Origin of the sequence: Roseovarius mucosus DSM 17069 (assembly GCF_000768555.3) — a bacterium.
GTDB classification, from domain to species: Bacteria; Pseudomonadota; Alphaproteobacteria; order Rhodobacterales; family Rhodobacteraceae; genus Roseovarius; species Roseovarius mucosus.
Genome location: NZ_KN293975.1, coordinates 361963 through 382925, shown reverse-complemented (window position 1 = coordinate 382925; position 20963 = coordinate 361963). Strand labels below are relative to the sequence as shown.

16 protein-coding genes, 1 pseudogene and 1 riboswitch are annotated in these 20963 nt (G+C 62.8%); of the genes and pseudogenes, 3 read left to right on the top strand and 14 right to left on the bottom strand.

What is annotated here, in order from left to right:
* Positions 1-149 precede the first annotated feature (149 nt).
* Both ROSMUC_RS01930 and ROSMUC_RS01925 read left to right on the top strand, forming a co-directional pair.
* Complete coding sequence (locus ROSMUC_RS01930) at positions 150-1469, top strand: M23 family metallopeptidase (RefSeq protein ID WP_206018413.1); 1320 nt, start codon at positions 150-152, stop codon at positions 1467-1469.
* The gene (locus ROSMUC_RS01925; protein WP_037268952.1) at positions 1459-1983 is read left to right on the top strand and encodes a bactofilin family protein; all 525 of its coding nucleotides are present in this window, start codon (positions 1459-1461) and stop codon (positions 1981-1983) included. The genes ROSMUC_RS01930 and ROSMUC_RS01925 overlap by 11 nt, the downstream gene beginning before the upstream one ends.
* 198 nt (positions 1984-2181) lie before the next feature.
* Here ROSMUC_RS01925 and ROSMUC_RS01920 read toward each other — a convergent pair whose 3' ends face one another.
* From ROSMUC_RS01920 to ROSMUC_RS21715, 5 genes and pseudogenes are all read right to left on the bottom strand, one after another.
* Positions 2182-3381: an HlyD family type I secretion periplasmic adaptor subunit gene (locus ROSMUC_RS01920; protein ID WP_037268949.1), complete on the bottom strand. Its 1200-nt coding sequence runs from the start codon at positions 3379-3381 to the stop codon at positions 2182-2184.
* A 1-nt stretch (position 3382) separates the two neighbouring features.
* Positions 3383-5611 carry an ATP-binding cassette domain-containing protein gene (locus ROSMUC_RS01915; protein ID WP_037268947.1) on the bottom strand — a complete coding sequence of 743 codons (2229 nt, stop codon included), beginning with the start codon at positions 5609-5611 and terminating at the stop codon, positions 3383-3385.
* Positions 5608-6915, bottom strand: coding sequence for a TolC family protein (locus tag ROSMUC_RS01910; protein WP_052115227.1), 1308 nt, complete (start codon positions 6913-6915; stop codon positions 5608-5610). Before ROSMUC_RS01910 ends, ROSMUC_RS01915 begins: the two co-directional genes overlap by 4 nt.
* A gap of 74 nt (positions 6916-6989) precedes the next feature.
* Positions 6990-10583, bottom strand: coding sequence for an Ig-like domain-containing protein (locus ROSMUC_RS01905; RefSeq protein ID WP_425442761.1), 3594 nt, complete (start codon positions 10581-10583; stop codon positions 6990-6992).
* Position 10584: 1 nt separating this feature from the next.
* A pseudogene (locus ROSMUC_RS21715) lies at positions 10585-10629 on the bottom strand (hypothetical protein); the annotation flags it as partial.
* Positions 10630-11073: 444 nt separating this feature from the next.
* Here ROSMUC_RS21715 and argE point away from each other — a divergent pair.
* Complete coding sequence (gene argE / locus ROSMUC_RS01900) at positions 11074-12237, top strand: acetylornithine deacetylase (RefSeq protein WP_037268944.1); 1164 nt, start codon at positions 11074-11076, stop codon at positions 12235-12237.
* A 158-nt stretch (positions 12238-12395) separates the two neighbouring features.
* Here argE and trmB read toward each other — a convergent pair whose 3' ends face one another.
* The 9 genes from trmB to miaB all read right to left on the bottom strand — a co-directional run bounded on the left by trmB (position 12396) and on the right by miaB (position 20907).
* Positions 12396-13109, bottom strand: a complete 714-nt coding sequence (trmB, locus tag ROSMUC_RS01895; protein WP_037268941.1) for a tRNA (guanine(46)-N(7))-methyltransferase TrmB — start codon at positions 13107-13109, stop codon at positions 12396-12398.
* A gap of 44 nt (positions 13110-13153) precedes the next feature.
* Positions 13154-14320 carry a methionine adenosyltransferase gene (gene metK / locus ROSMUC_RS01890; protein ID WP_037268938.1) on the bottom strand — a complete coding sequence of 389 codons (1167 nt, stop codon included), beginning with the start codon at positions 14318-14320 and terminating at the stop codon, positions 13154-13156.
* Positions 14321-14325: 5 nt separating this feature from the next.
* Positions 14326-14373: riboswitch (SAM-SAH riboswitch) on the bottom strand.
* Positions 14374-14411: 38 nt separating this feature from the next.
* A complete protein-coding gene (gene lnt, locus ROSMUC_RS01885; RefSeq protein ID WP_037268936.1) occupies positions 14412-15929 on the bottom strand; it encodes an apolipoprotein N-acyltransferase in 1518 nt (505 codons plus the stop codon).
* Positions 15922-16809 carry a transporter associated domain-containing protein gene (locus ROSMUC_RS01880; RefSeq protein WP_037268933.1) on the bottom strand — a complete coding sequence of 296 codons (888 nt, stop codon included), beginning with the start codon at positions 16807-16809 and terminating at the stop codon, positions 15922-15924. The genes lnt and ROSMUC_RS01880 overlap by 8 nt, the downstream gene beginning before the upstream one ends.
* A 42-nt stretch (positions 16810-16851) precedes the next feature.
* The gene (gene ybeY / locus ROSMUC_RS01875; RefSeq protein WP_037268930.1) at positions 16852-17340 is read right to left on the bottom strand and encodes an rRNA maturation RNase YbeY; all 489 of its coding nucleotides are present in this window, start codon (positions 17338-17340) and stop codon (positions 16852-16854) included.
* A gap of 5 nt (positions 17341-17345) precedes the next feature.
* Positions 17346-18278, bottom strand: coding sequence for a PhoH family protein (locus tag ROSMUC_RS01870; RefSeq protein ID WP_245875104.1), 933 nt, complete (start codon positions 18276-18278; stop codon positions 17346-17348).
* A 226-nt stretch (positions 18279-18504) separates the two neighbouring features.
* On the bottom strand, positions 18505-18810 hold the full coding sequence (locus tag ROSMUC_RS01865; protein ID WP_037268928.1) for a hypothetical protein: 306 nt from the start codon (positions 18808-18810) through the stop codon (positions 18505-18507).
* A 12-nt stretch (positions 18811-18822) separates the two neighbouring features.
* The gene (locus tag ROSMUC_RS01860) at positions 18823-19362 is read right to left on the bottom strand and encodes an OmpA family protein (protein WP_037268926.1); all 540 of its coding nucleotides are present in this window, start codon (positions 19360-19362) and stop codon (positions 18823-18825) included.
* Between the two features lie 222 nt (positions 19363-19584).
* Positions 19585-20907 (bottom strand): tRNA (N6-isopentenyl adenosine(37)-C2)-methylthiotransferase MiaB, encoded by a 1323-nt coding sequence (gene miaB / locus ROSMUC_RS01855; protein ID WP_037268923.1) that lies wholly within the window; start codon positions 20905-20907, stop codon positions 19585-19587.
* Between the last annotated feature and the right edge of the window lie 56 nt (positions 20908-20963).

The window sequence follows — 20963 nt, the reverse complement described above, 5'->3', positions numbered from 1 at the left end:
CTCGGGCGGGAAACAGCCCAGCTTCGCCTCAAGATTGGTCAAAAATCTTGCCCATAGGCGGACCGCTGGCTAATCACGTTTCATTGCGGCCTCCTCAAAAGTGAATGCCGCAAACGGACGATGGCAGGGGCAACAGGGACATTGAGCGCGTGAGAACAAGACTTGCGATAAAAATCCATGCGATCCTCGAGAGGTACTTTCCCGAACGCCGGGTCTTTTTGCGATCCGATAACGATACGCGCTTCATCCGCCTGCGCCCCTCAACCCAGCTTTTCGCCTTTCTCGGGGCCTCGGCCATCATCGCCTGGTCGATCATCGCCACCTCAATTCTGGTGATGGACAGCATCGGCGCGGGCAATTTCCGAGAACAGGCCAAGCGCGATCAGCGCACCTATGAAAACCGCCTCAACGCGCTCTCTTCCGAGCGTGACAAGCGCGCCCAAGAGGCGATTGCCGCGCAAGAGCGGTTCTCGTCCGCGCTCGAACAGATTTCGCTGATGCAATCCGAATTGCTGGCCTCTGAAACCCGCCGTCGCGAACTGGAAACCGGCATCGAGGTGATCCAGTCCACCCTACGCCGCACCATGTCCGAGCGCGAGGAGGCCCGCGACCAAGCCGAGCAACTGGCTCTGTCAATCGAGTCAGAAGGCGGCTCGGGTGTTGGCCTGACCGCTGATGCGGGCTCTGACGCGACAGTCGATTTCCTGACCGCCGCACTGGAGGATGCCGCCGAAGAACGCGACACCACCATCGCCAATGCCCAGGACGCGTTGCTCAAGGCCGAAGAAATGGCGTTGGAACTGGAACTGCTCAAGGATCAGAACGACCAGATCTTCAGCCAACTAGAAGATGCCATGGCCATTTCGGTCGAACCGCTGGACAAGATGTTCCGCGCTGCGGGCCTCAATACCGACAACCTGCTCCAAACCGTGCGTCGGGGCTATTCCGGTCAGGGCGGCCCGCTGATGCCGCTCTCCTTCTCCACCAAGGGCGAAGAACCCTCGGTGGACGCCGAACGCGCCAACCGCATCCTTGGCCGCATGGATGAGTTGAACCTCTATCGCATCGCCGCGCAAAAGGCGCCCTTTGCCCTGCCGGTCAAGAGCGCGTTCCGCTACACCTCGGGTTATGGCATGCGCTGGGGTCGGATGCACCAGGGCACCGATTTCGCCGCCCCCCATGGCACGCCGATCTACTCCACCGCCGATGGCGTCGTCACCCACGCAGGCTGGCTTTCGGGCTATGGCCGCCTGATCAAGATCCAGCACGCCTTCGGGATCGAGACCCGCTACGCGCATTTGTCGCAAATCCGTGTCAACGTCGGGCAAAGGGTCTCGCGTGGCGAGCGGATTGGTGATATGGGCAACTCTGGACGTTCTACGGGCACACATCTACACTACGAAGTCCGCGTCGGCGACAAGTCCGTCAACCCCATGATATACATCAAGGCTGCAAACAATGTTTTCTAAGAGCAAAATCAACGAACCCGCGCAAAAGCCCTCAGAGGCCAAACCGGCTGCCTCCGAGAACCGGCTCGATTCGGCGCGGCCTGACGCGCTGAATACGGAATTCAAGGCCTCGGCCCCCAAGGCCAAGCCGCCCGCCTCGGTGCTGTCCTCGGACCTGCACGTGACCGGCAACCTCAAGACCACCGGCGACATTCAGGTCGAAGGCTCGATCGAGGGCGACATCCGCGCGCATCTGCTGACCGTGGGCGAAGGCGCCACCATCAAAGGCGAAGTGATCGCCGATGACGTGGTCATCAACGGCCGCATCGTGGGTCGTGTGCGTGGCCTCAAGGTGCGCCTGACCTCGACCGCCCGCGTCGAAGGCGACATCATCCACAAGACCATCGCCATCGAGAGCGGCGCGCATTTCGAAGGCTCGGTGCAGCGTCAGGACGACCCCCTGACCGGCAACAAGACCGCGCCCAAGCCCGCAGCTGCCACAGCGCCCGCCGCGCCGAAGCCCGCCGAAGGCTAAACCAAGCACAGATCCAAAAAGGCGGCGTGGCCCCGTGCCATCGCCGCCTTTTTCATGCCCATTGCCCTACCTCTGTGGCGTGTTGCGCCCCATCGAAACCACACCCGTCCCGGGCTTGACCCGGGACCTCTCCGAGGCAGCGCAAAGACCCCGGCGCGGGGGCCGGGGCGATATGACCCCGAGCCGACGCAACGTGCTTTACGGCTCGCGCAGCGCCTGCTGGCTCTTGTAGAGTGGCTTCAACAGATATTGCAGCACGGTCTTTTCGCCCGTGTGCAATTCCACCTCGGCCTGCATGCCGGGCCTGATCTCGATCCCCGCCTGCCGGGGGGTGAGCGCGCTCATATCCACCCGCAACGACACCTTGTAATGCGGATCGCCATCGGGATCGCGCGCCCGCTCATCCTTGAACGTATCGGCGGAAATGAAATCGACCCGCCCCTTCAAGGTGCCATAGATCGTGTAATCATAGGCCGTCAGCTTGATCGTTGCCTCCTGTCCGCGCCGGATATTGGCGATATTGCGCGGCTCGACCCGCGCCTCGACGAACATCTCCTCGTCGAGCGGAATGATCTCCAGGATTTCCTCGCCGGGGCGCACCACGCCGCCAATGGTCGTCACATTCAGATTGTTGACCACCCCGCGCATCGGGCTTTGCAATACCGTGCGGTTGAGCTGATCCTGACCGGCCCGTAGATTCTGGCGCAGCGTCGCCAATTCCTTCAAGGTCTCGGAATAGGCCTCGGCCCGCTCCAACTCGGCCTGTGTCACGATCTCGTCATAGCGTTTCTCGGCATCGGCATGGGCCTTGCGCGCGCGCGTGACCTCGATCAAGGCCACGATCTTTTTCTCCAGCAATCCCTCCAACAGCCGCTTTTCCTCGGCGGATTGCTGCATCACCCGCTTGGCGCCTTCGCTGCGCTTGACGAAATCCTCCTGCCGCGCCCTGAGCAGCGCACGTTCCGAGGCCACCATTTCCCCGGCCCGTGCCACCAGCACCTCGGGCACGACGAAATCGAACTGCCCGGCCAATTCCGCCTCCAGCCGCAATTGCCGCACCTCAAGACCAGCGATCTGATCCTGCAAATCCGCCACTTCGGAATTGAACCGCGTATCATGCAGCCGCGCCAGAACATCGCCACGCGCCACCACATCCCCCTCCTGCACCAGCAATTCCGCCAGAATCCCGCCCTCGAGGTTCTGGATGATCTGGGGCCGTGAGGTGGAAATGAACTCGCCCGGTGCGCGCACGATCTCGTCGATCCAGGCAAACGCCGCCCAGAGGATGAAGATCCACACGCTCGCCGCACAGAGCCAGACCATCAGGCTCGGACCGCGCAAGCGCCCGTTCAATTCCGCCAGAATGCTTGCCGTGCTGCGCGCGCCCACATCGCTCATCTCATGCCCCTCCCGGCCCGGTGCCTGCCGCCTGCGCCAGATGCGCCAGAACCTGATCGCGCGGCCCGTCCACCGCCATGCGTCCGGCTTGCAGGATCAGCGTGCGGCTTGTCAGGCTCAGGATCGGCATCCGATGCGTCGCAATCACCGCCGTACGCCCCTTGAGCCATGTCTCAAGTCGGCTCACCAGCGTGCGCTCCAGCGTCTGATCCAGCGCCGCCGTCGGCTCGTCCAAGAGGCACACCGCCGGATCCTGCAACCACAGCCGCGCCCAGCCAATGCTCTGCCGCTGCCCTTGGCTCAGCCCTTGGCCCCCGTCCAAGATCTCCAGATCCAGCCCCTTCGGATGACCGCGCACAAACGGCCCCAGCCCGGCAAATTCCAGCGCCTGCATCAACCGCGCGTCATCGCGTTCCAGCAGTGTCAGGTTCAGGTTCTCGCGCAGGCTGCCCGTGAACAGCCGCACATCCTGTCCCAGATAGCCGATCATCCGCCGCAGATCGCGCGGGGCGATCTGGCCCATGTCGGTGCCATCCAGCATCAACCGCCCCCGGCTTGGGGCGTATAGCCCCGACAAGAGCTTGAGAAAGGTCGATTTGCCCGACCCGTTGGTGCCCAGCACCGCCACCACCTGACCGGGCTGAATGATCAGCCCCGGAATATCCAGCACCGGCGCGCCCCCGGCATCATAGGCAAACTGCACCTCGCGCAACTCATAGGCCCCGGTCAGGGACGTGCGCCGCAAATAGCTGCGCCCCTCGGCCTCGTCCTGCTCTGCCAGCGCAATCGCATCCAGCCCCGCCAGCGCCGATTTCACATTGCCCCAGCGCGCCAGCGTGCCCGATAGCTGCGTCAGCGGCCCGAGCGTGCGGCTGGTCAAAATCCCCACGGCAATGATCGACCCCACAGTGAATTCGCCCGCGAACACCAGATAGGCCCCAAGGATCACCGCCACGATATAGGTTGCCTGCTGCACGGCCTGCGCCCAGAAACTCAGCACCGATCCAAGCCGCCGCTGCTCGCTCGACTTGATCGCCTGAAGCGCCGTCAACTCGCCCCAGATCCGGCGAAACCGGTCCTCGGCCCGCTGCGTCTTGAGCGTATCGAGCTCGAAAATCGCCTCGTGCAGCAACCGCGCCCCCCGCGCCCCCGCCCCCTGCATCTCGTGGGTCAGGCGCATCATCCGGCGTTGCAGCAGGAAACCGGGCAGCACCATGATGATCCCGCCCAGAATGAGCACCCAGACCACATTGCCCGCGATGGACGCCACCAGCGCCAGAAACACCACGATGAACGGCAAATCCGTCAGCGTGCCGATGGTCGAGGCGGTAAAGAACTCCCGCACCGATCCGAATTCCCGCATCGCCGAGAATATCTGCGACGGGCTTTTGCTCGCGATCTCTGATCGCATACCCAGAATGCGATCCATCAAAATGCGCTGCACATTGAGTTCGATCTGCCGCCCGGCCCCGTCCATCAACTGCGCCCGCGCGATCTTGAGCGCGGCTTCCATCAACAGCGCGAGCCCCGCCCCCGCCGCCAGCACCCAGAGCGTCGCCTCGGATTGATGCGGGATCACCCGGTCATAGACCTGAAGCGCAAAGAGCGCGACCGCCACCGCAAGGATATTGGCCACAAGAGAGCCCAGCGCCACCTCCGCGATATGCCGGCGGAACCCGGCAAACTGGCTCCAGAACCAATGCGGCGCGGCCTCTGGCGCGTCATGCGCGCGGCTCAGGCTCTGCACCGGCGCATCGGCCCGCACCACAAGGCCGGTAAAGAACGGCTCGAACTCGGCGAGGTCCACCTCGGCCCGCTGATCGTCACAGGTCGTGTCGTGGATCGTCAAGACACTGCCCGCCTGTGACAGCACCAGCACGAATTGCCCGCTCGTCATCTGTGCCAGCGCGGGCCATTGATCGGGATGCGGATGCGCCACCGGCTCGACCCGCGCCATCAACCCCGCCGCCTCAAGCCCATCGGCCATCGCGCGTGGCTGTGGCTGATCGGCGGGGCCACCGCCTGCCTTGCTCGCGATCATCGCCTCCAGAATGTCGCGCTCGACCGCCTCGACCCCCAAAAGCGCGGCATAGGCCACGCCCAACTTGGCCCGCGCCACCGCCCGCTCGCCAAACCGCGCAGCGGCGGGCTGCGGCCCCTTGGCCCCGCCCTTGACCTCTGCCGCGCGCACGTTGGTGGTGATCGTCAGGGCGACGGGGGCTTTGGTCAAATCCGACTCCCCTCTGCCAGCACGCCCAAATGCCGCGCCAATTGCAACCGCGCCAGCGCCAGTTCGTATTTCAGCGCCAGCGCGCGTGCCTGCCTCTGGGCAAAGGTCTCGTAGACGCCGACCACATCCATCACTTCACGCTGTCCGGCATCATATTGCGCCTGAAAGAGATCGAGATTGGCCTTGGCCGTGTCGCGCAGCGTGCTCGCCTCACCCACCTGACGCGACAGGGCGCTAAGCTGGCCCTCCAGCCGCTGGACCACGCGATTGCTGTCCTCATCCGCCTGCGCGCGTCGGCGCTTGGCGGCTTCCTTTTCGGCCTCGGCAGCCTTCAGCTGCGCGCCAGTGCCCAAGCCCAGCAATTGCTCGGATCGCAGATTGAGGCCGAAACTCGTGTCGCCATTGCCCACCGTGCCCCCCGCCGTCAATCCCGGCAATAGGCCCGCCCGCGCCATCACCGCCTCGGCAGTGTCGCGCTCGGCCTCGGCCATGGCACGCAACACATCAAGCGACTGCACCGATCCTGCATTGACCGGCACCTCCGACAGGCCCGTGATCCCGCCCAGGGGCCGCGCCGCCATGGCGTTCAACTCCGCCACCGCCGTCGCCTCTGCCTCTTGTTGTCCGGCCATCACTTCGCGGATTTCCGCCAGACGCGAGCGCAGAATATTGAGGTCGGACATATCCGATACGCCGCCCTTGACCCGCTCTGACATGATCCATTCGAACCGGCTCATATCCTCCAGCGTGCGACGCTCCAGCGCCAGACGCTCACGCGCCTGAGACGCATCGAGATAGAGCGACAGCGCCTCGAACACGCGCTTGTTGACATCCTCGGCCAGCGTCACGGCGGCCACTTCGACATCGGCCTTGGCAAAATCGCGCTCCGCCTTCTTGCGGCCATTGTCAAACAGGACCTGCTCGACGATCAACTGGCTCACAAGATCACTCAGACTGGTCAGGCTGAGATTGGGTCCGATGCGCGGCAACCAGTTTTTTGACGCCGCCTCGGCGCGCAACCGCGCGCTCAGCAGATCCGCCTCGGCACTGCGGCTATAGGCGGCCAGAACCGAGCCTGCCACCTCATCAAAACTGCTGCCCGGCACCAGAACCGAGCGGCGCGCCTGCAAGTCGCGGATGATTTCCGATTGCGCGGCTTCCTTGGCGCGGGCCTCTTGATCGGGGCGCAGGTCCGGCCCCGCAGCGGCGCGCGATACTTCTGCGTCACTGCCACCATCACGCAAACACCCCGCAAGCGCCAAACAGGCCCCCGCCAGCAACAACCCCCTCGTTACAATCCCCATACATAGTCCTCCGACCTTCCGGCCTTGTCGTTGGAGACGCGCACCCCGGCACGGGCACGCGTCCCTTTTCGGCGTCAGGTGACGATCTGGATATCCTCATCCACAACCACCGTGGCATCATTGCCCAGCGTGTAGATGTCATAGGTCTGACCGTCGATCACCGTGCTGCCCGCGGCCTCGGCCCCGCTCAGCGTCACGCGGTCATCCGCACCGCCCTGCACCAGAACCGTGTCGCTATTGCCCGAGAGCGCCAGAACCTGCTCTTCGGTCAGGCTCAATTGCGCCTGATCGCCAAACCGCAGATCAATCGTCTCGATGTCAAAGGCGCTCAGGTTGGGATTGGCGATATTGACAACCGATGTGCTGGTCTCGTCGAGCACGACATAGGTGCTCGCGGTATTGCCCCCGGCATCGGTGCTCGTCACCACCAGCTGTGACCCATCCGAGACCGGCGAAACCTGCCCTGCCCCATTGAGAAAGAAGTAATCCGTTTCGCCGGTGAACTGGTTGGCCTGCTCGCCCAGCGCCAATTCCCGCACATTGCCACCGGTGTCGACCTGATGAATGCTGACATCGTCCGCGCTCGTTTCCACCGTGGCATTGCGATAGCCGTCGCCCTGCCGGAAATAGCCAACGATCCCCGGCGTCTCGGGGGCGACCATATCCAGCGTCAGGCTGCCCGTGATCTCATGGGTATTGCCCGCCCCGTCGGTGGCTGAAACCACCATCGCGGCCTGACCGTCCTGACGGGGAATATCCCCGTTGGGCAGGGTCACCGACCAATTGCCATTGGCATCCACAACCGCCTGATAGGTGCGGCCAAAGAGCCGGACTTCGGCGCTCGATCCCGGCTCGACCTGTCCTGTCAGGGTCACACCTGCCGCCGCCTCAGAGATGTTGATGATGTTGTCCGGTGTCACCGGCCCATCCTGGCTCAGCTCATTGACCAATGTATCGACCCGCACCGTATCGGTGAGGAACGCGATATTGCCCGCCGGATCGGTCACATCGACCCGCAAGGCCACGTCGCGCTCGCCGGGGGCAATCTCATTGGGGCCAAAATTCGCCACCCAATTGCCATCGGCCGCCACCTGCGCCTCGTGCTGCACCCCGTCGATGGTGACAAACACCCGGCTGCCCGGCTCGATCGTGCCCGTGACACTAAACCCGCCAGTGGCAACGTCATTGTTGATGACGTCGCGCCCATCCGCACCAATCGCAAGGTTGAGGTCGCTGAGGCTGAGGTTGTCGACCTGCGTATCAACCCGGACTGTCGCCTCGACCTCGGTCGGGTTGCCAGCCGCATCGACCGTGCGCGCGTTCACCTCGGGCACATGCGTGCCGCGCGTGATCTCGGCGCTCTCGTAGCGGCTCTGCCAGCGGCCCGTGGCATCGGCCTGCACCGTATGCTCGACCCCGTCGAGACTGACCACGACCGTCGCCCCGGCATCCGCCGTGCCCGTGACCAGCACCCCGGCATCGGCCTCGGCCCCGTTGATGATGCCGTCGCCACCAATCGCGCTTGCGTTCAGCGTCAAGAGACCGGCCTCGGTATCCACGCTCACCGCTTGGCGCAATTCGCTGATATTGCCCGCCGCATCCGTGGCCACAGCCACGATGTCACCCGTGTAGGTGCCGCTCGCGATCTGCGCCCCGGTAAAGGTCGCGGTCCAACGACCATCCGCCGCCACGACCGCATCCACCACCGCATCACCAAAGCTCAGCCGCACCGTCGATCCCGGCTCGACCGTGCCGCTCATCGTGAATCCGTCGCCCTGCTCGGCGGCGTTGATCACGCCATCCGCGCCACCGGGTGTGCCGGTCATACCGAAATCGCGCACCTCGGTGTCGACATGCACCGTGCCACTCACATCCGCCCGGTTGCCCGCCGCATCGACAGAAATCGCTGTAACCGGCGCATCATAGGTTCCGGCCGCCAGCGCACTGCCTGCGACATTGGCCACCCAAGTGCCCGAGGCGTTCGCGACCACATCCTGCGTCACCCCGGCGAAAGATACCGTTACCGTGGCCCCCGGCGTGGCATTGCCAGTGATCGCCACCTGCCCGCCGGCTTCCACCAGATTGACGGTGCCATCGCCGCCGACTGTGTCGGTCGTGATGCTCAGATCATTGGCCTCGGTATCCACGCTCACGGCTTGGCGCAATTCGCTGACATTGCCCGCCGCATCCGTGGCCACCGCCACGATGTCGCCCGTGTAGGTGCCTGCCGCGATCTGCGCCCCGGTGAAGGTCGCGGTCCAACGACCATCCGCCGCCACGACCGCATCCACCACCGCATCGCCAAAGCTCAAGCGCACCGTCGATCCCGGCTCGACCGTGCCGCTCATCGTGAATCCGTCGCCCTGCTCGGCGGCGTTGATCACGCCATCCGCGCCACCCGGCGTGCCGGTCATGTCGAAATCGCGCACTTCGGTGTCAACGCGGAATGTTCCGCTGGTGCTGCTGGCATTGCCTGCGGCATCGACCGTGGTCGCCGTCACCTCTGCCTCATATTGCCCACCGGGCAGCGTGCCGGGCTCGAACTCTGCCGTCCAGGTGCCATCTTCGCCCACGACCACCTCGCGAGACACGCCCTCGACCGTGACCGTCACCGTGGCCCCCGGCGTCGAGGTGCCCGTGATCGCCACACCTGCGGCCTCTTCCGCCAGATTGACGACACCATCGCTGCCGACCTCACCGGAATTGATCACAATCGGATGCGGCACCGTATCAATCGCCACCACATCCGTGACCACAGTGGAATTGCCAAAGCCATCCGTCGCGGTGATCACCACCTCGACCTCACGCTCGCCTCCCGGAATATCGGCGGGATCAAAGACCACCTGCCACTGACCATCCTCGCCGATCACCGTGGTTTCGGTAACACCCTCGACAACAACCGAAATCTCAGCCCCCGGCTCACCGCTGCCGCTGATTTCGATGCCATCCTCGTAGTCCTCGGCATTGACGATATCATCGGTCGAAACGACACCGTCCTCGATGACCACCTCGGGCGGCGTGGTGTCGATCACCACCACCGGCCCCTCCAATGTGGTTTCGGTGCCATCGGGTTCCTTGACCACGACAACCACCTCGTGCTCGCCATCCTCGGGAAAGGTCTCGTCCTCAAAATCGACCTGCCACTTGCCGTCTTCATCAGCCTCGGTGGTGACGGTCTTGTCGCCGATGGTCACATCCACATCCGACCCCGGCTCGGCGTCGCCCGTGATGGTGATCTTGGGGCTCTCCTGATCCCCCCCAATCGTGATCGTGCCGTCCTCATTCACCTTTGGCTCGATCCGACCACGGCCGCCACCGCCGCTATCGCCACCCCCGGCCACAACCGCCGCCGCAACACCAGCCGCCCCGACACCGCCCAGCCCCAAAAGACCGCCACCACCCAAGAGCGCGGCCCCCAGCATCGACACTTCGTCATCTTCTGCCGGCGCTGTAATCTCGTTGCCGCCCAGAAAGATCAGCTCCTCATCCGGGCTCCACTTGGCCCACTGCTCGGTCGGGCCGTATTGCGCATAGACCGGCCCATCGCCGCCCTCGCTCACCGTCACCTCGTTGAGATAACCGTCGGCGCTGATGAACAGCCGACTGACAGGGGGCCCCGGTTGCAGAATAATATCCCTCCAGCACCACAACCCGGCCATCCGCCAGATTGATGACAAGGTTCGATCCATCCCGGGCATAGCCCTGGATTTCCATCTGCCGAAGATTAAGAGAAATTTCTTGTCCGTGACCCGCCGGGATGACAGTAACACCATCTTGACCCGGAATTGACCCACGCTGCGAATTGCCCGCATCTGTGCGAGCGACAAAATCAATCGCTTTCATAACACCACCACTCTGACCTCAGGGTTCGACACTTTGGTGTGCCGATTTGCTTTATTGCTTCATAATTATCTTTTTTCCGCCGCAATCGCTAGATGTTTTTGACGCAGCCCCCCAAAATACGCCGTATTTCCATAGATATGGACGGACTGAGTCTATTTGGGCACGCCTCGCCACACGGCTGAGTCGATCACGCGTTTCGCAATACAATCATGCCGCACATCACACCGCGCGCCCCTGCGACGGGGGGTTGACGCGCACCCTGCCGATCAACACAGTCACAAAGGTTTCAATCCCGTCATCACAGGACCTTCGCCCTTGACCACCCAACTTTCCGATACCGTCGGCCTTCTGCGAGAGTTGATCGCCTTTCCCACGATCTCCGAACTCAGCAATCTCGACATGATCGCCTATCTCGGACACCGGCTTGAATCGGCGGGCGCACGGGTCGACATCTTTCACGATGACATCGGCCACAAGGCCAATCTCTTTGCCACCATCGGGCCAGAGGTGGACGGCGGCATCGTGCTTTCTGGTCATTCCGATGTGGTACCGGTGGCCCAACAGGATTGGGCCTCGGACCCGTTCGAACTGACCGAACACGAGGGACGGCTTTATGGGCGCGGCACCTGCGATATGAAAGGCTTTATCGCCGCTGCCACCGCCATGGCCCCCTATTTCGCGGAACGGGTGCGCGACCGTCCCATTCACTTTGCCTTCACCTATGACGAGGAAGTCGGCTGTTTCGGCGCGCAAGCCCTTGTCGAAAGCCTGCGTGCCCGTGGCCTGCGCCCCGGCGTGGCGATCATCGGGGAACCCACGATGATGCGCGTGATTGAGGGACACAAGGGCTGCTATGAATATACCACCCATTTCTGTGGTCTGGCCGGGCATGGCTCTGCACCCGACCGGGGCGTGAACGCGGTGGAATACGCCGTGCGCTACGTCAACCGCCTGTTGGAGCTAAGCGAGGCCCTGCGCGCCCGCGCCCCCCGCGACAGCCGCTTTGATCCGCCTTGGACCACGATCAACACCGGCTCGCTCAAAGGCGGTGTGGCCCATAACGTGATCGCCTCCAACGCCACGATCGAATGGGAAATGCGCCCCGTTCAGGCGGCAGACGCCAATTTCGTCAAAGAGGACCTGCGCCGCTATTGCGAGGAAATGCTCCTCCCCCGAATGCGCGAGATTTACCCCGAGGCCAGCATCGTGACCGAAATCATCGGCGAGGTGGATGGGCTAGAGCCCGCAGAGGTAAACGAGGCGCGCGACATCATGATGGAACTCACCGGCGCCAATGGGGCCGATCTCGTGCCCTTCGGCACCGAGGCGGGGCTGTTCCAGAGCTATGGCATGTCCGCCGTGGTCTGCGGCCCCGGCTCGATTGATCAGGCGCACAAACCCGACGAATATCTCTCGCTCGACCAGCTCCAGCAATGTCTCGACATGCTGGGGCGGCTGGGTGACCGGCTTGGGCGCTAAGCACGTTGTCATGACGGGACCACACCGCCCCGGCCGCGGAGCCGGGGCCTCCACCCCGCCGCAACGACGTCCCGGGTCAAGCCCGGGACGGGTATGGCTTTGATCCAGCGCAGCACGCCCCAAGGGGCGATAGCGGCCGGCGCACAGCGCGCCGCCGCTCACCTCCGCCGAAACGTCAGGTAGTGCGGCACGCGCCCCTCGCGCAGCGCCTTTTGCTCATAGCGCGTGGAAATCCAGTCCTCCCACGGCCGGCGCCAGTCTTCAGGCCCCTCCGCCAGCCACTCAAAGCCCGCGCGCGGCACTTCCTCTAGCGTCTGGCGCACATAATCGGGAATATCCGTGGCAACGCGAAAAATCGCACCCTTTTTCAATACCTTGGCCAGCGGCTGCAGATGCTCTTGCGTCACGAACCGCCGCCGGTGATGCCGCGCCTTGGGCCAGGGATCAGGATAGAGCAGAAACGCCCGCGACACGGAGCCCTCGGGCAGCACATCGAATATGTTTCGCGCATCACCAGGGTAAACCGCAACATTCTGCGCCTCTGCGGCCCGGATTTTCCCCAAGAGCATCGCCACACCGTTGATGAACGGTTCACAGCCGATAATCCCGGCTTGGGCATTCTGCACGGCCTGATGCACCATATGCTCACCGCCGCCGAACCCGATTTCCAGCCAGACCTCACGATCTCCGAATAACGATTTCAGATCAATCGGTTGCCGATCGGGGTTCACGTCCCAATCGACGGCCCCAGGCGACAGTTTCGCCAGATCCTCTTCCAGATAGGTTTCTTGGCTTGGCCGCAGGGTCTTACCCTTGAATCGGCCATAGAAATTGCGCCACGGCGCGCCTGTAGGATGTCTGTCTTGGCTCATATACAGTTAAACTGGCGCGCGAAGATCACGCGCCAGCCCTTTGATCATACAGCTTTTTTCAGAGCGTCAACCAGATCGGTCCGCTCCCAGCTAAAGCCGCCATCGGCCTCGGGCGCGCGCCCGAAATGGCCATAGGCCGCGGTGCGCGCATAGATCGGCCGCGTCAGCGACAGATGCTCGCGAATACCGCGCGGCGTCAGGTCCATGCACTGTGCCACGGCCTTTTCGATGGCGCTTTCATGCACCTCCCCCGTGCCATGGGTATCGACATAGATCGACAGCGGCTTGGCCACACCAATGGCATAGCTCAGTTGCAGCGTGCAGCGCTTTGCGAGCCCCGCCGCGACCACGTTCTTGGCCAGATACCGCGCGGCATAGGCGGCCGAACGGTCCACCTTGGTTGGATCCTTGCCGGAAAACGCGCCGCCGCCATGCGGTGCCGCGCCACCATAGGTGTCCACGATGATCTTGCGGCCCGTCAGACCCGCATCGCCATCCGGCCCGCCGATCACAAAGGTGCCCGTCGGGTTCACATGCCACTCGGTCTCCTCGCTCAGCCAGCCTGCCGGCAGAACCTCGCGGATATAGGGCTCGACAATGGCGCGGATGTCGTCGCTGGTCTGGCTCTCATCCGAATGCTGGGTCGAGAGCACCAGTTGCGTCACCGCCACCGGGCGACCATCCTCATAGCGCAGCGTCAGCTGCGATTTGGCATCCGGCCCAAGGGTCGGCTCAGCACCCGATTTGCGCACCTCGGCCAGCCGCTTGAGGATGGCATGGGAATAAAGGATCGGCGCGGGCATGAATTCCGGTGTTTCGTCCACGGCATAACCAAACATGATGCCCTGATCCCCGGCCCCGTCCCGGTCCACACCCTGCGCGATATGCGCCGACTGCGGATGCAGCAAGTTCTGCAAGTTCAGGGTGTTCCAGTGGAAGGCATCCTGCTCATAGCCGATATCGCGCACGCAATCGCGTACGATCCCGTCGATCCGGCCCATGAAATCCTTGAGTCGCGATTGATCGGTCAGACCGACCTCACCGCCCACAACCACGCAATTCGTGGTGGCAAAGGTTTCGCAGGCGACGCGTGCATTTGCTTCTTCGGTCAGAAAGGCATCAAGGATGGCATCGGATATCCGGTCACACACTTTATCCGGATGCCCCTCCGAAACGGATTCGGAGGTGAAAAGGTAATTCTGTCTTGACATGAAGTTGCTCCATTTGATGTCACCGCCACGCCAGGAAGCCGTTGTGGGGGATTAGCGCGTGGTTACGCCGCTCTAGAACCTGCGTCAATGCCTATATGCGCGCGGCTCTGCGCCTGTGATCCAACCGCGACAGACCCAGAAAAACAAGGAAAATTACCAACATCGGCGCATCGCCCAGCCGCGCATAAACCGTTGGCGGCAAAGGCGGTGGCAGGGCCGCATCGCGCCAGCCCGCCTCCCCCAATGGCAGAGACTCAGTCACCCGACCGGTTGCGTCGATCATGGCCGAAACACCCGTGTTGGCCACCCTAACCATTGGCAGGCCAAACTCGGCGCTGCGCAATCGCGCCTGCGCAAGATGCTGATAGGGGCCAGAGAACTTGCCGAACCAGGCGTCATTGGTGATGAGCAGGATGAAATCCGCCCGCCCCGGCGCCGCCCTCAGATCCTGCGGAAAAACGCCCTCGTAGCAGATCAGCGGCAAGGCGCGCCCCAACGCGCCCATCTCGATCACCTGCGCCCCCGGACCCGAGGAAAACCCCTGCCCATCCTTGGCGGCCATGCCGTGAATCCCAAATCGCGCCAATTGATCGCCATAGGGCATGTATTCCCCAAAGGGCACCAGATGGTGCTTGTCATAGACCGCCGCCACACTGCCCCCGGCCTCAACCAGCGCCAGCGTATTGTAGAGCCGCATCTCGTCGCGGCGTTGCAACCCCACCACCACCGGCACGCTCCCCGCCGCGTCTGAAATGACCTCCAGCGTGGTCGCGGCGCGCTCCAGCATCACCGGCACCGCCGTTTCTGGCCACACGATCAAGTCGGGACGTTCCCCGGCCGCCGAAAACGCCAATTGCCGATCAAAGAAACCCTGGATCTTGTCAGGGTCCCATTTTTCATGCTGCGGCGCGTTGGGCTGGATCAGTCGCACCGTGGCCGCCTCTGGTGCCACACCGGCCTCGGGCGTCAGCAAGGCGCCCACAGGCCACAGGATCACCATGGCCCCCAAGGCCAGCAGCGCCCGTCGCGCACCGGTCATCGCCGCCCACAACGCCACGGCCGCCAGCAGCACCAGCGCCGTCAATCCGAGCGACCCAAGATATGAGGCCCAATGCAAGAGCGGCGTGTCGATCAGAACATGCCCCGGCTGCGCCCACGGAAACCCCGTCAACACATAGCCCCGCGCCAGTTCGATCAGCCCAAGGCCACCGACAAACCCAAGCGCACCGCCCCCCAAGGCGCGGCCCAGCCCAAGGGCCACCGCCCAAAACAGCGCCAGCCCCCCGGATAGCCCCAAGAGCGCAAAGGGCGCCATCCAGCCATGCCGTGCCACATCGACGAGAAACGGCTCGATGATCCAGTTGAGAGCTATCAGAAAATAGCCAGTGCCAAAGGCCCAGCCGATACCCGCCGCCTGCCGCCACCCAGCGGCGCGCGAGAACACCCCATAGAGCAGCGCAAAGCCCAGAACACTCAGCGGCCACGCCCCAACCGGAGCCTGTCCCAGCGCCGCCATCCCCCCCAGCAGCAAAAGCACCAAGAGACGCCAGCGCCCAGAGCGGCCCGCGACCTGATCCATCAGGGCCGCGGCCCGGCCTGTTTCACTCATTCCTGGCCTCAGGCAGACGCACGCGCACGCGCTTGATGCGGCGCGGATCGGCCTCCATCACCTCGATCACCGGCCCTGCGGGATGCTCGATCACCTCGCCGCGTACAGGCACCCGCCCCAGCAGCATGAAAACCAGACCGCCCAGCGTGTCGATCTCTTCCTCGTCGATCTCGTCCGCCTCGGTCAGCGAGATGCCGATCTCGGCCTCGAAATCCTCGAGCGGGGTCTTGGCAAGGGCCACGTAACTGCCGGGCTTTTCCAGCGTCCAGTAATGATCCTCGTCAATGTCATGCTCATCCTCGATCTCACCCACCACCTGTTCGATCAGGTCCTCGATGGTCACAAGACCGTCCACACCGCCATATTCGTCGATCACCAGCGCCATATGCCGCCGCTCGGCCTGCATCTTCTGCAACAACACGCCAATCGGCATCGACGGGGGCACAAACAGCAGCGGGCGCAACATATCCTCCAGCTTGAACTCCTCGGTATCCCCGTTGAACCCATGCCTCAGCGCAAAATCCTTGAGATGCAGCATACCGATGGGCGAATCCAACGTCCCCTCATAGACCGGCAGGCGCGACATGCCGCTGTCGCGGAACACATGCACAAGGTCCTCTTTCGAAATCGTGTTGGGAACCGAGACGATCTCGGCCTTGGGAATGGCCACATCCTCGACGGCCATATGCCGCAGGTTGCCCATACCCGGCACACCATAGGCTTGTGCCGGATGCTCATGCTCAGCCTCGGTCACTTCGTCATTGGTCGAAAAAACCCCCAAGATGCGGCGGAAAAATCCGCCCGACTCTTCGGTGTCCTTGTCATCGTCCGGCGGCGCGCTCTGCGCTGCCATAGACGATCCGTCGATACTCTCGCCCATCCATCTCTTTCCAGGTGACGGGGCACAGAGGCCCCAGCACGGCTAATATGGGTCACTGACCCCAAGTTTGCCAAGTATCTCCACCTCAGTTGTTTCCATCAGAGTGGCATCTTGGTCACGCACATGATCATAGCCCAACAAATGTAACACTGCATGAACGATCAGATGCGTCACATGGTCCGCAAGCGGTTTGTCGCCTTCTAGCGCCTCGCGCGCGCAGGTGTCCCAGGCAATCGCAATATCCCCCAACTCCGGATCAGGCCCCGGCAGAGGTGGCTCAGGTGCCGCGCCGGGCATCTCTGCCCCGCGCTCCTCGCTCGGCCAGCTTAGCACATTCGTGGGCTGCGGCTTGTCGCGAAAATCCTCGTTGAGCACGGCAATCCGCGCATCGTCACAGCCCAGCAGGCTGATTTCCCAATCCTCCGGGTTCAGCGCCAGATGCTCCAGCGTGGCCCGCGCCGCGCGTTCGGCCAAATCCTCCAGCCCCGCCGCCTCCCAGCGGTCGTCCTCGATCACCACATCGCACAGCACAGGGCTTAACCTTCCGCCTCGTAGGCCTCGATGATCGCGGCCACCAGCGGATGCCGCACCACATCCTTGGACGTGAAATAGTTGAAACTGATCTGCGGAATTCTGGTCAAGAGCCGCTCCGCATCCGCCAGTCCCGAGGGCACGCCGCGCGGCAGGTCGATCTGCGTGCGGTCGCCGGTGATCACCATCCGGCTCCCCTCGCCCAATCGCGTCAGAAACATCTTCATCTGCATCGAGGTTGCATTCTGCGCCTCGTCCAGCACGACAAAGGCATTGCTCAGCGTGCGCCCGCGCATGAAGGCCAGCGGCGCAATCTCGATCTTCTTCTCCTCCATCAGTTTTTGCACCTGCTTGGCCGGCAGAAAATCGTTCAGCGCATCATAGAGCGGCTGCATGTAGGGATCGACCTTGTCCTTCATATCCCCCGGCAAATAGCCCAGCTTCTCGCCCGCCTCGACGGCCGGACGGCTCAGGATGATCCGGTCCACATGCCCCTCGATGAACATATTGACCCCGACAGCGACCGCCAGATAGGTCTTGCCTGTGCCCGCAGGCCCGATGCCAAAGGCCAGCTCATGCGCGAACAACGATCGCACATAGGATTTCTGCGCCTCGGTGCGTGGCTCCACGTATTTCTTGCGGGTCTTGATCTCGACCGGGCCGCTCTTGAACATCTCGAGCTGATCGCCCGCCAGCGCGCCAGTCTCGCTCTCTGATCCGCCCATCCGCAATTCGCGGTCCACGTCGCCACGCTCGACCGCGCGCCCGCTTTCCAGCCGGGAATACAGCGCCTGCAACACGCCCGTCGCCTCGCGCACTGGGCCATCCTCGCCCATGACCGACAGGTGATTGCCGCGCCGGACAATCTGCACCCCCAGTTTTCGCTCGATCTCGGCAAGGTTCCGATCATACTCGCCGCAGAGGTCAATCAGCAGCATGTTATCCGGGAATTCGATCACGGACTCTTGCAAAGAGGCCAGATCGGCGGCGGGGGGCGGCGCGTTATTACCCAAGCATATCTCCCACAGGGTCAGAGGTTCCCCTTCACAGTGCCAAGATGCCGCCGCCTGCGCAAGCAGACAGCCGCGATTCCGGGCAAACCGGCGAAAAAAATGCGGGCCAAAAGGGGCCCGCACATTGGTTCATCAGATGGGACAATCCCGATCAAATCGGATCGCCGATCAGGCTCGTGGAGCCACCTTTGAAATTGCCCGTCGCCACGGTCGGCGGGGCAATGCCCGAACAGACCGGCTTGCCGAACTTGTCCAGACGTTGAGACAGATAGCCCTCGACGCCATCGTCGATGATCCAGTGGTCACAGCCGTTGGGATCAACCCAGATCCCGGCCTGCATCTGGCTCAGATGCCCCCTGTCAAAGATATTGCGGTCCACTGTCTTGTCCGGGCCCGCGTCACAGGCCGCCAATAGTCCGACCATGGGCAGGGCGAGCGCGATTTTATAGGTTTTCATTGCTCAGCCCCCTCAGCGCCAGCACAGGATTTCGACACGGCGATTCTGCGCCATGCCCTCGGCGGTGTTGTTCGACGCCTTGGGCATCCGTTCGCCATAGCCACGCACATCCGCGATACTGGCCCCGGTGCTTCGTGCAACCGCCGCCACAGAATTGGCCCGCCGGAGCGAAAGGCCCATGTTGTATTCATCCGAGGCGCGGCTGTCGGTATGACCGACAATGGTGTAAGAGACCGCTTGCGTCTGCTGGAAGAACTCGCGCAGGCGTTGCTGCCCCGACGAGCTGATACGCGCGCTATCCGTTGCAAAGAGCTGGTCGGTGTTGACCACCCCGCACAGATTGACCTCACGACACACCGGAATACCTTGGCGCGTCACATGCGGGCTCATATAGCCCTCCGCGCCGTCATCCATCACCCAATGTTCGCATCCATCCGGATCCACCCAGATGGTCGGAATATAGCGCTCCCCCAAAACGGTCCGTTGCTGCTGCGCGGCTGCACCGCTTGCCATCACCGCGACGCCAAGAGCAATGGCACTTGCCCCCCGCATGACCGCGTGAAGCGTATTCGAAATGCGTTTCGTCACGACCCCAGTCCTTTTATTGCCCCCAGATGGTGGTCAACTCCATGACCCCCAACCATTTAATAAGACTGAATTGTATCAAGTCTTCGCTTAAAGTGAAGCAAATTTCACCAGATATTGTGCCCCTCGGGGAAACAATGCCACGCTCTGGCCACAATTCATCCACAGCGCAGGGAAATCGCCGTAGATTCAGGAGGAAATCAACCGACCGGCCAGTGAATTCGGCCCGCTCTCGATAATCTCGACCTGCCGCAAATCGCCAATCGCCACATCGCCGGTGACATGCACCGCGTGCAGGTGATCGGACTTGCCCACCATTTGCCCCGGCATTCGCCCCGCCTTTTCAAACAGCACCCCAACCCGGCGCCCGACCATCGCATCCTGCGCCGCGCGCTGCTGACGGGTGATCAACTCTTGCAACCGATAGAGCCGCTCGGTCTTGACTTCTTCAGGCACCTGCGGCCGCTCGGCAGCGGGCGTGCCGGGACGGGTGGAATATTTGAACGAAAAGGCAGACCCGTAGTTGACGGCTTCAATCAACTCCATTGTCGCCTGAAAATCGGCATCCGTTTCCTCGGGAAAGCCCACGATGAAATCCCCCGACAACAGGATATCCGGCCGCGCCGCGCGGATGCGCTCGATCAGGCGCAGATAGCTTTCGGCAGTATGGCTGCGGTTCATCCGCTTGAGGATACGGTCAGACCCCGATTGCACCGGCAAATGCAGATAGGGCATGAGTTTGGCACAGTCCCCATGCGCGGCAATCAGATCATCGTCCATGTCATTGGGATGACTCGTGGTGAACCGGATACGCTCCAGCCCGTCAATCTCGCTCAAGGCCCAGACCAGCCGCGCCAGCCCCCAATCACCACCCTCGCCAGCCCCGTGATAGGCATTCACGTTCTGTCCCAAGAGCGTGATCTCGCGCACGCCACGCTCGACCAGATCCCGGGCTTCTTCCAGCACACGGCTTGCCGGGCGGCTCACCTCTGCCCCGCGCGTGTAGGGCACAACGCAGAAAGCACAGAACTTGTCACAGCCTTCCTGCACGGTCAAAAACGCGGTCGGCCCGCGCCGCGCTTTGGGTCGGTGCCGCAACGTGTCGAACTTGTCGTCAATCGGAAAATCGGTATCGAGCGCCTTTTCCCCCGCACGCACCCGCGCTTCCATCTCGGGCAGGCGATGATAACTCTGCGGTCCCACCACCAGATCGACCAGCGGCTGACGGCGCATGATCTCTTCGCCCTCGGCCTGTGCCACACAACCCGTCACCCCGATTTTCAAATCGGGCTTGTCCAGCTTGAACTGCTTCATCCGCCCCAGTTCGGAATAGACCTTTTCAGCGGCTTTTTCGCGGATATGACAGGTGTTCAGCAGAATCATATCCGCCTCAGCCGGGTCTTGCGTCTCGACATATCCTGACCCGCCCATGGCCTCGGCCATGCGCTCGCTGTCATAGACATTCATCTGACAGCCATAGGTCTTGATAAAGAGCTTTTTCACATCTGCCATGCGCCCGGCCTCCGCCCTGGGGTTCAGGCTGTCTGACTACATCAGGGGATAGGGCA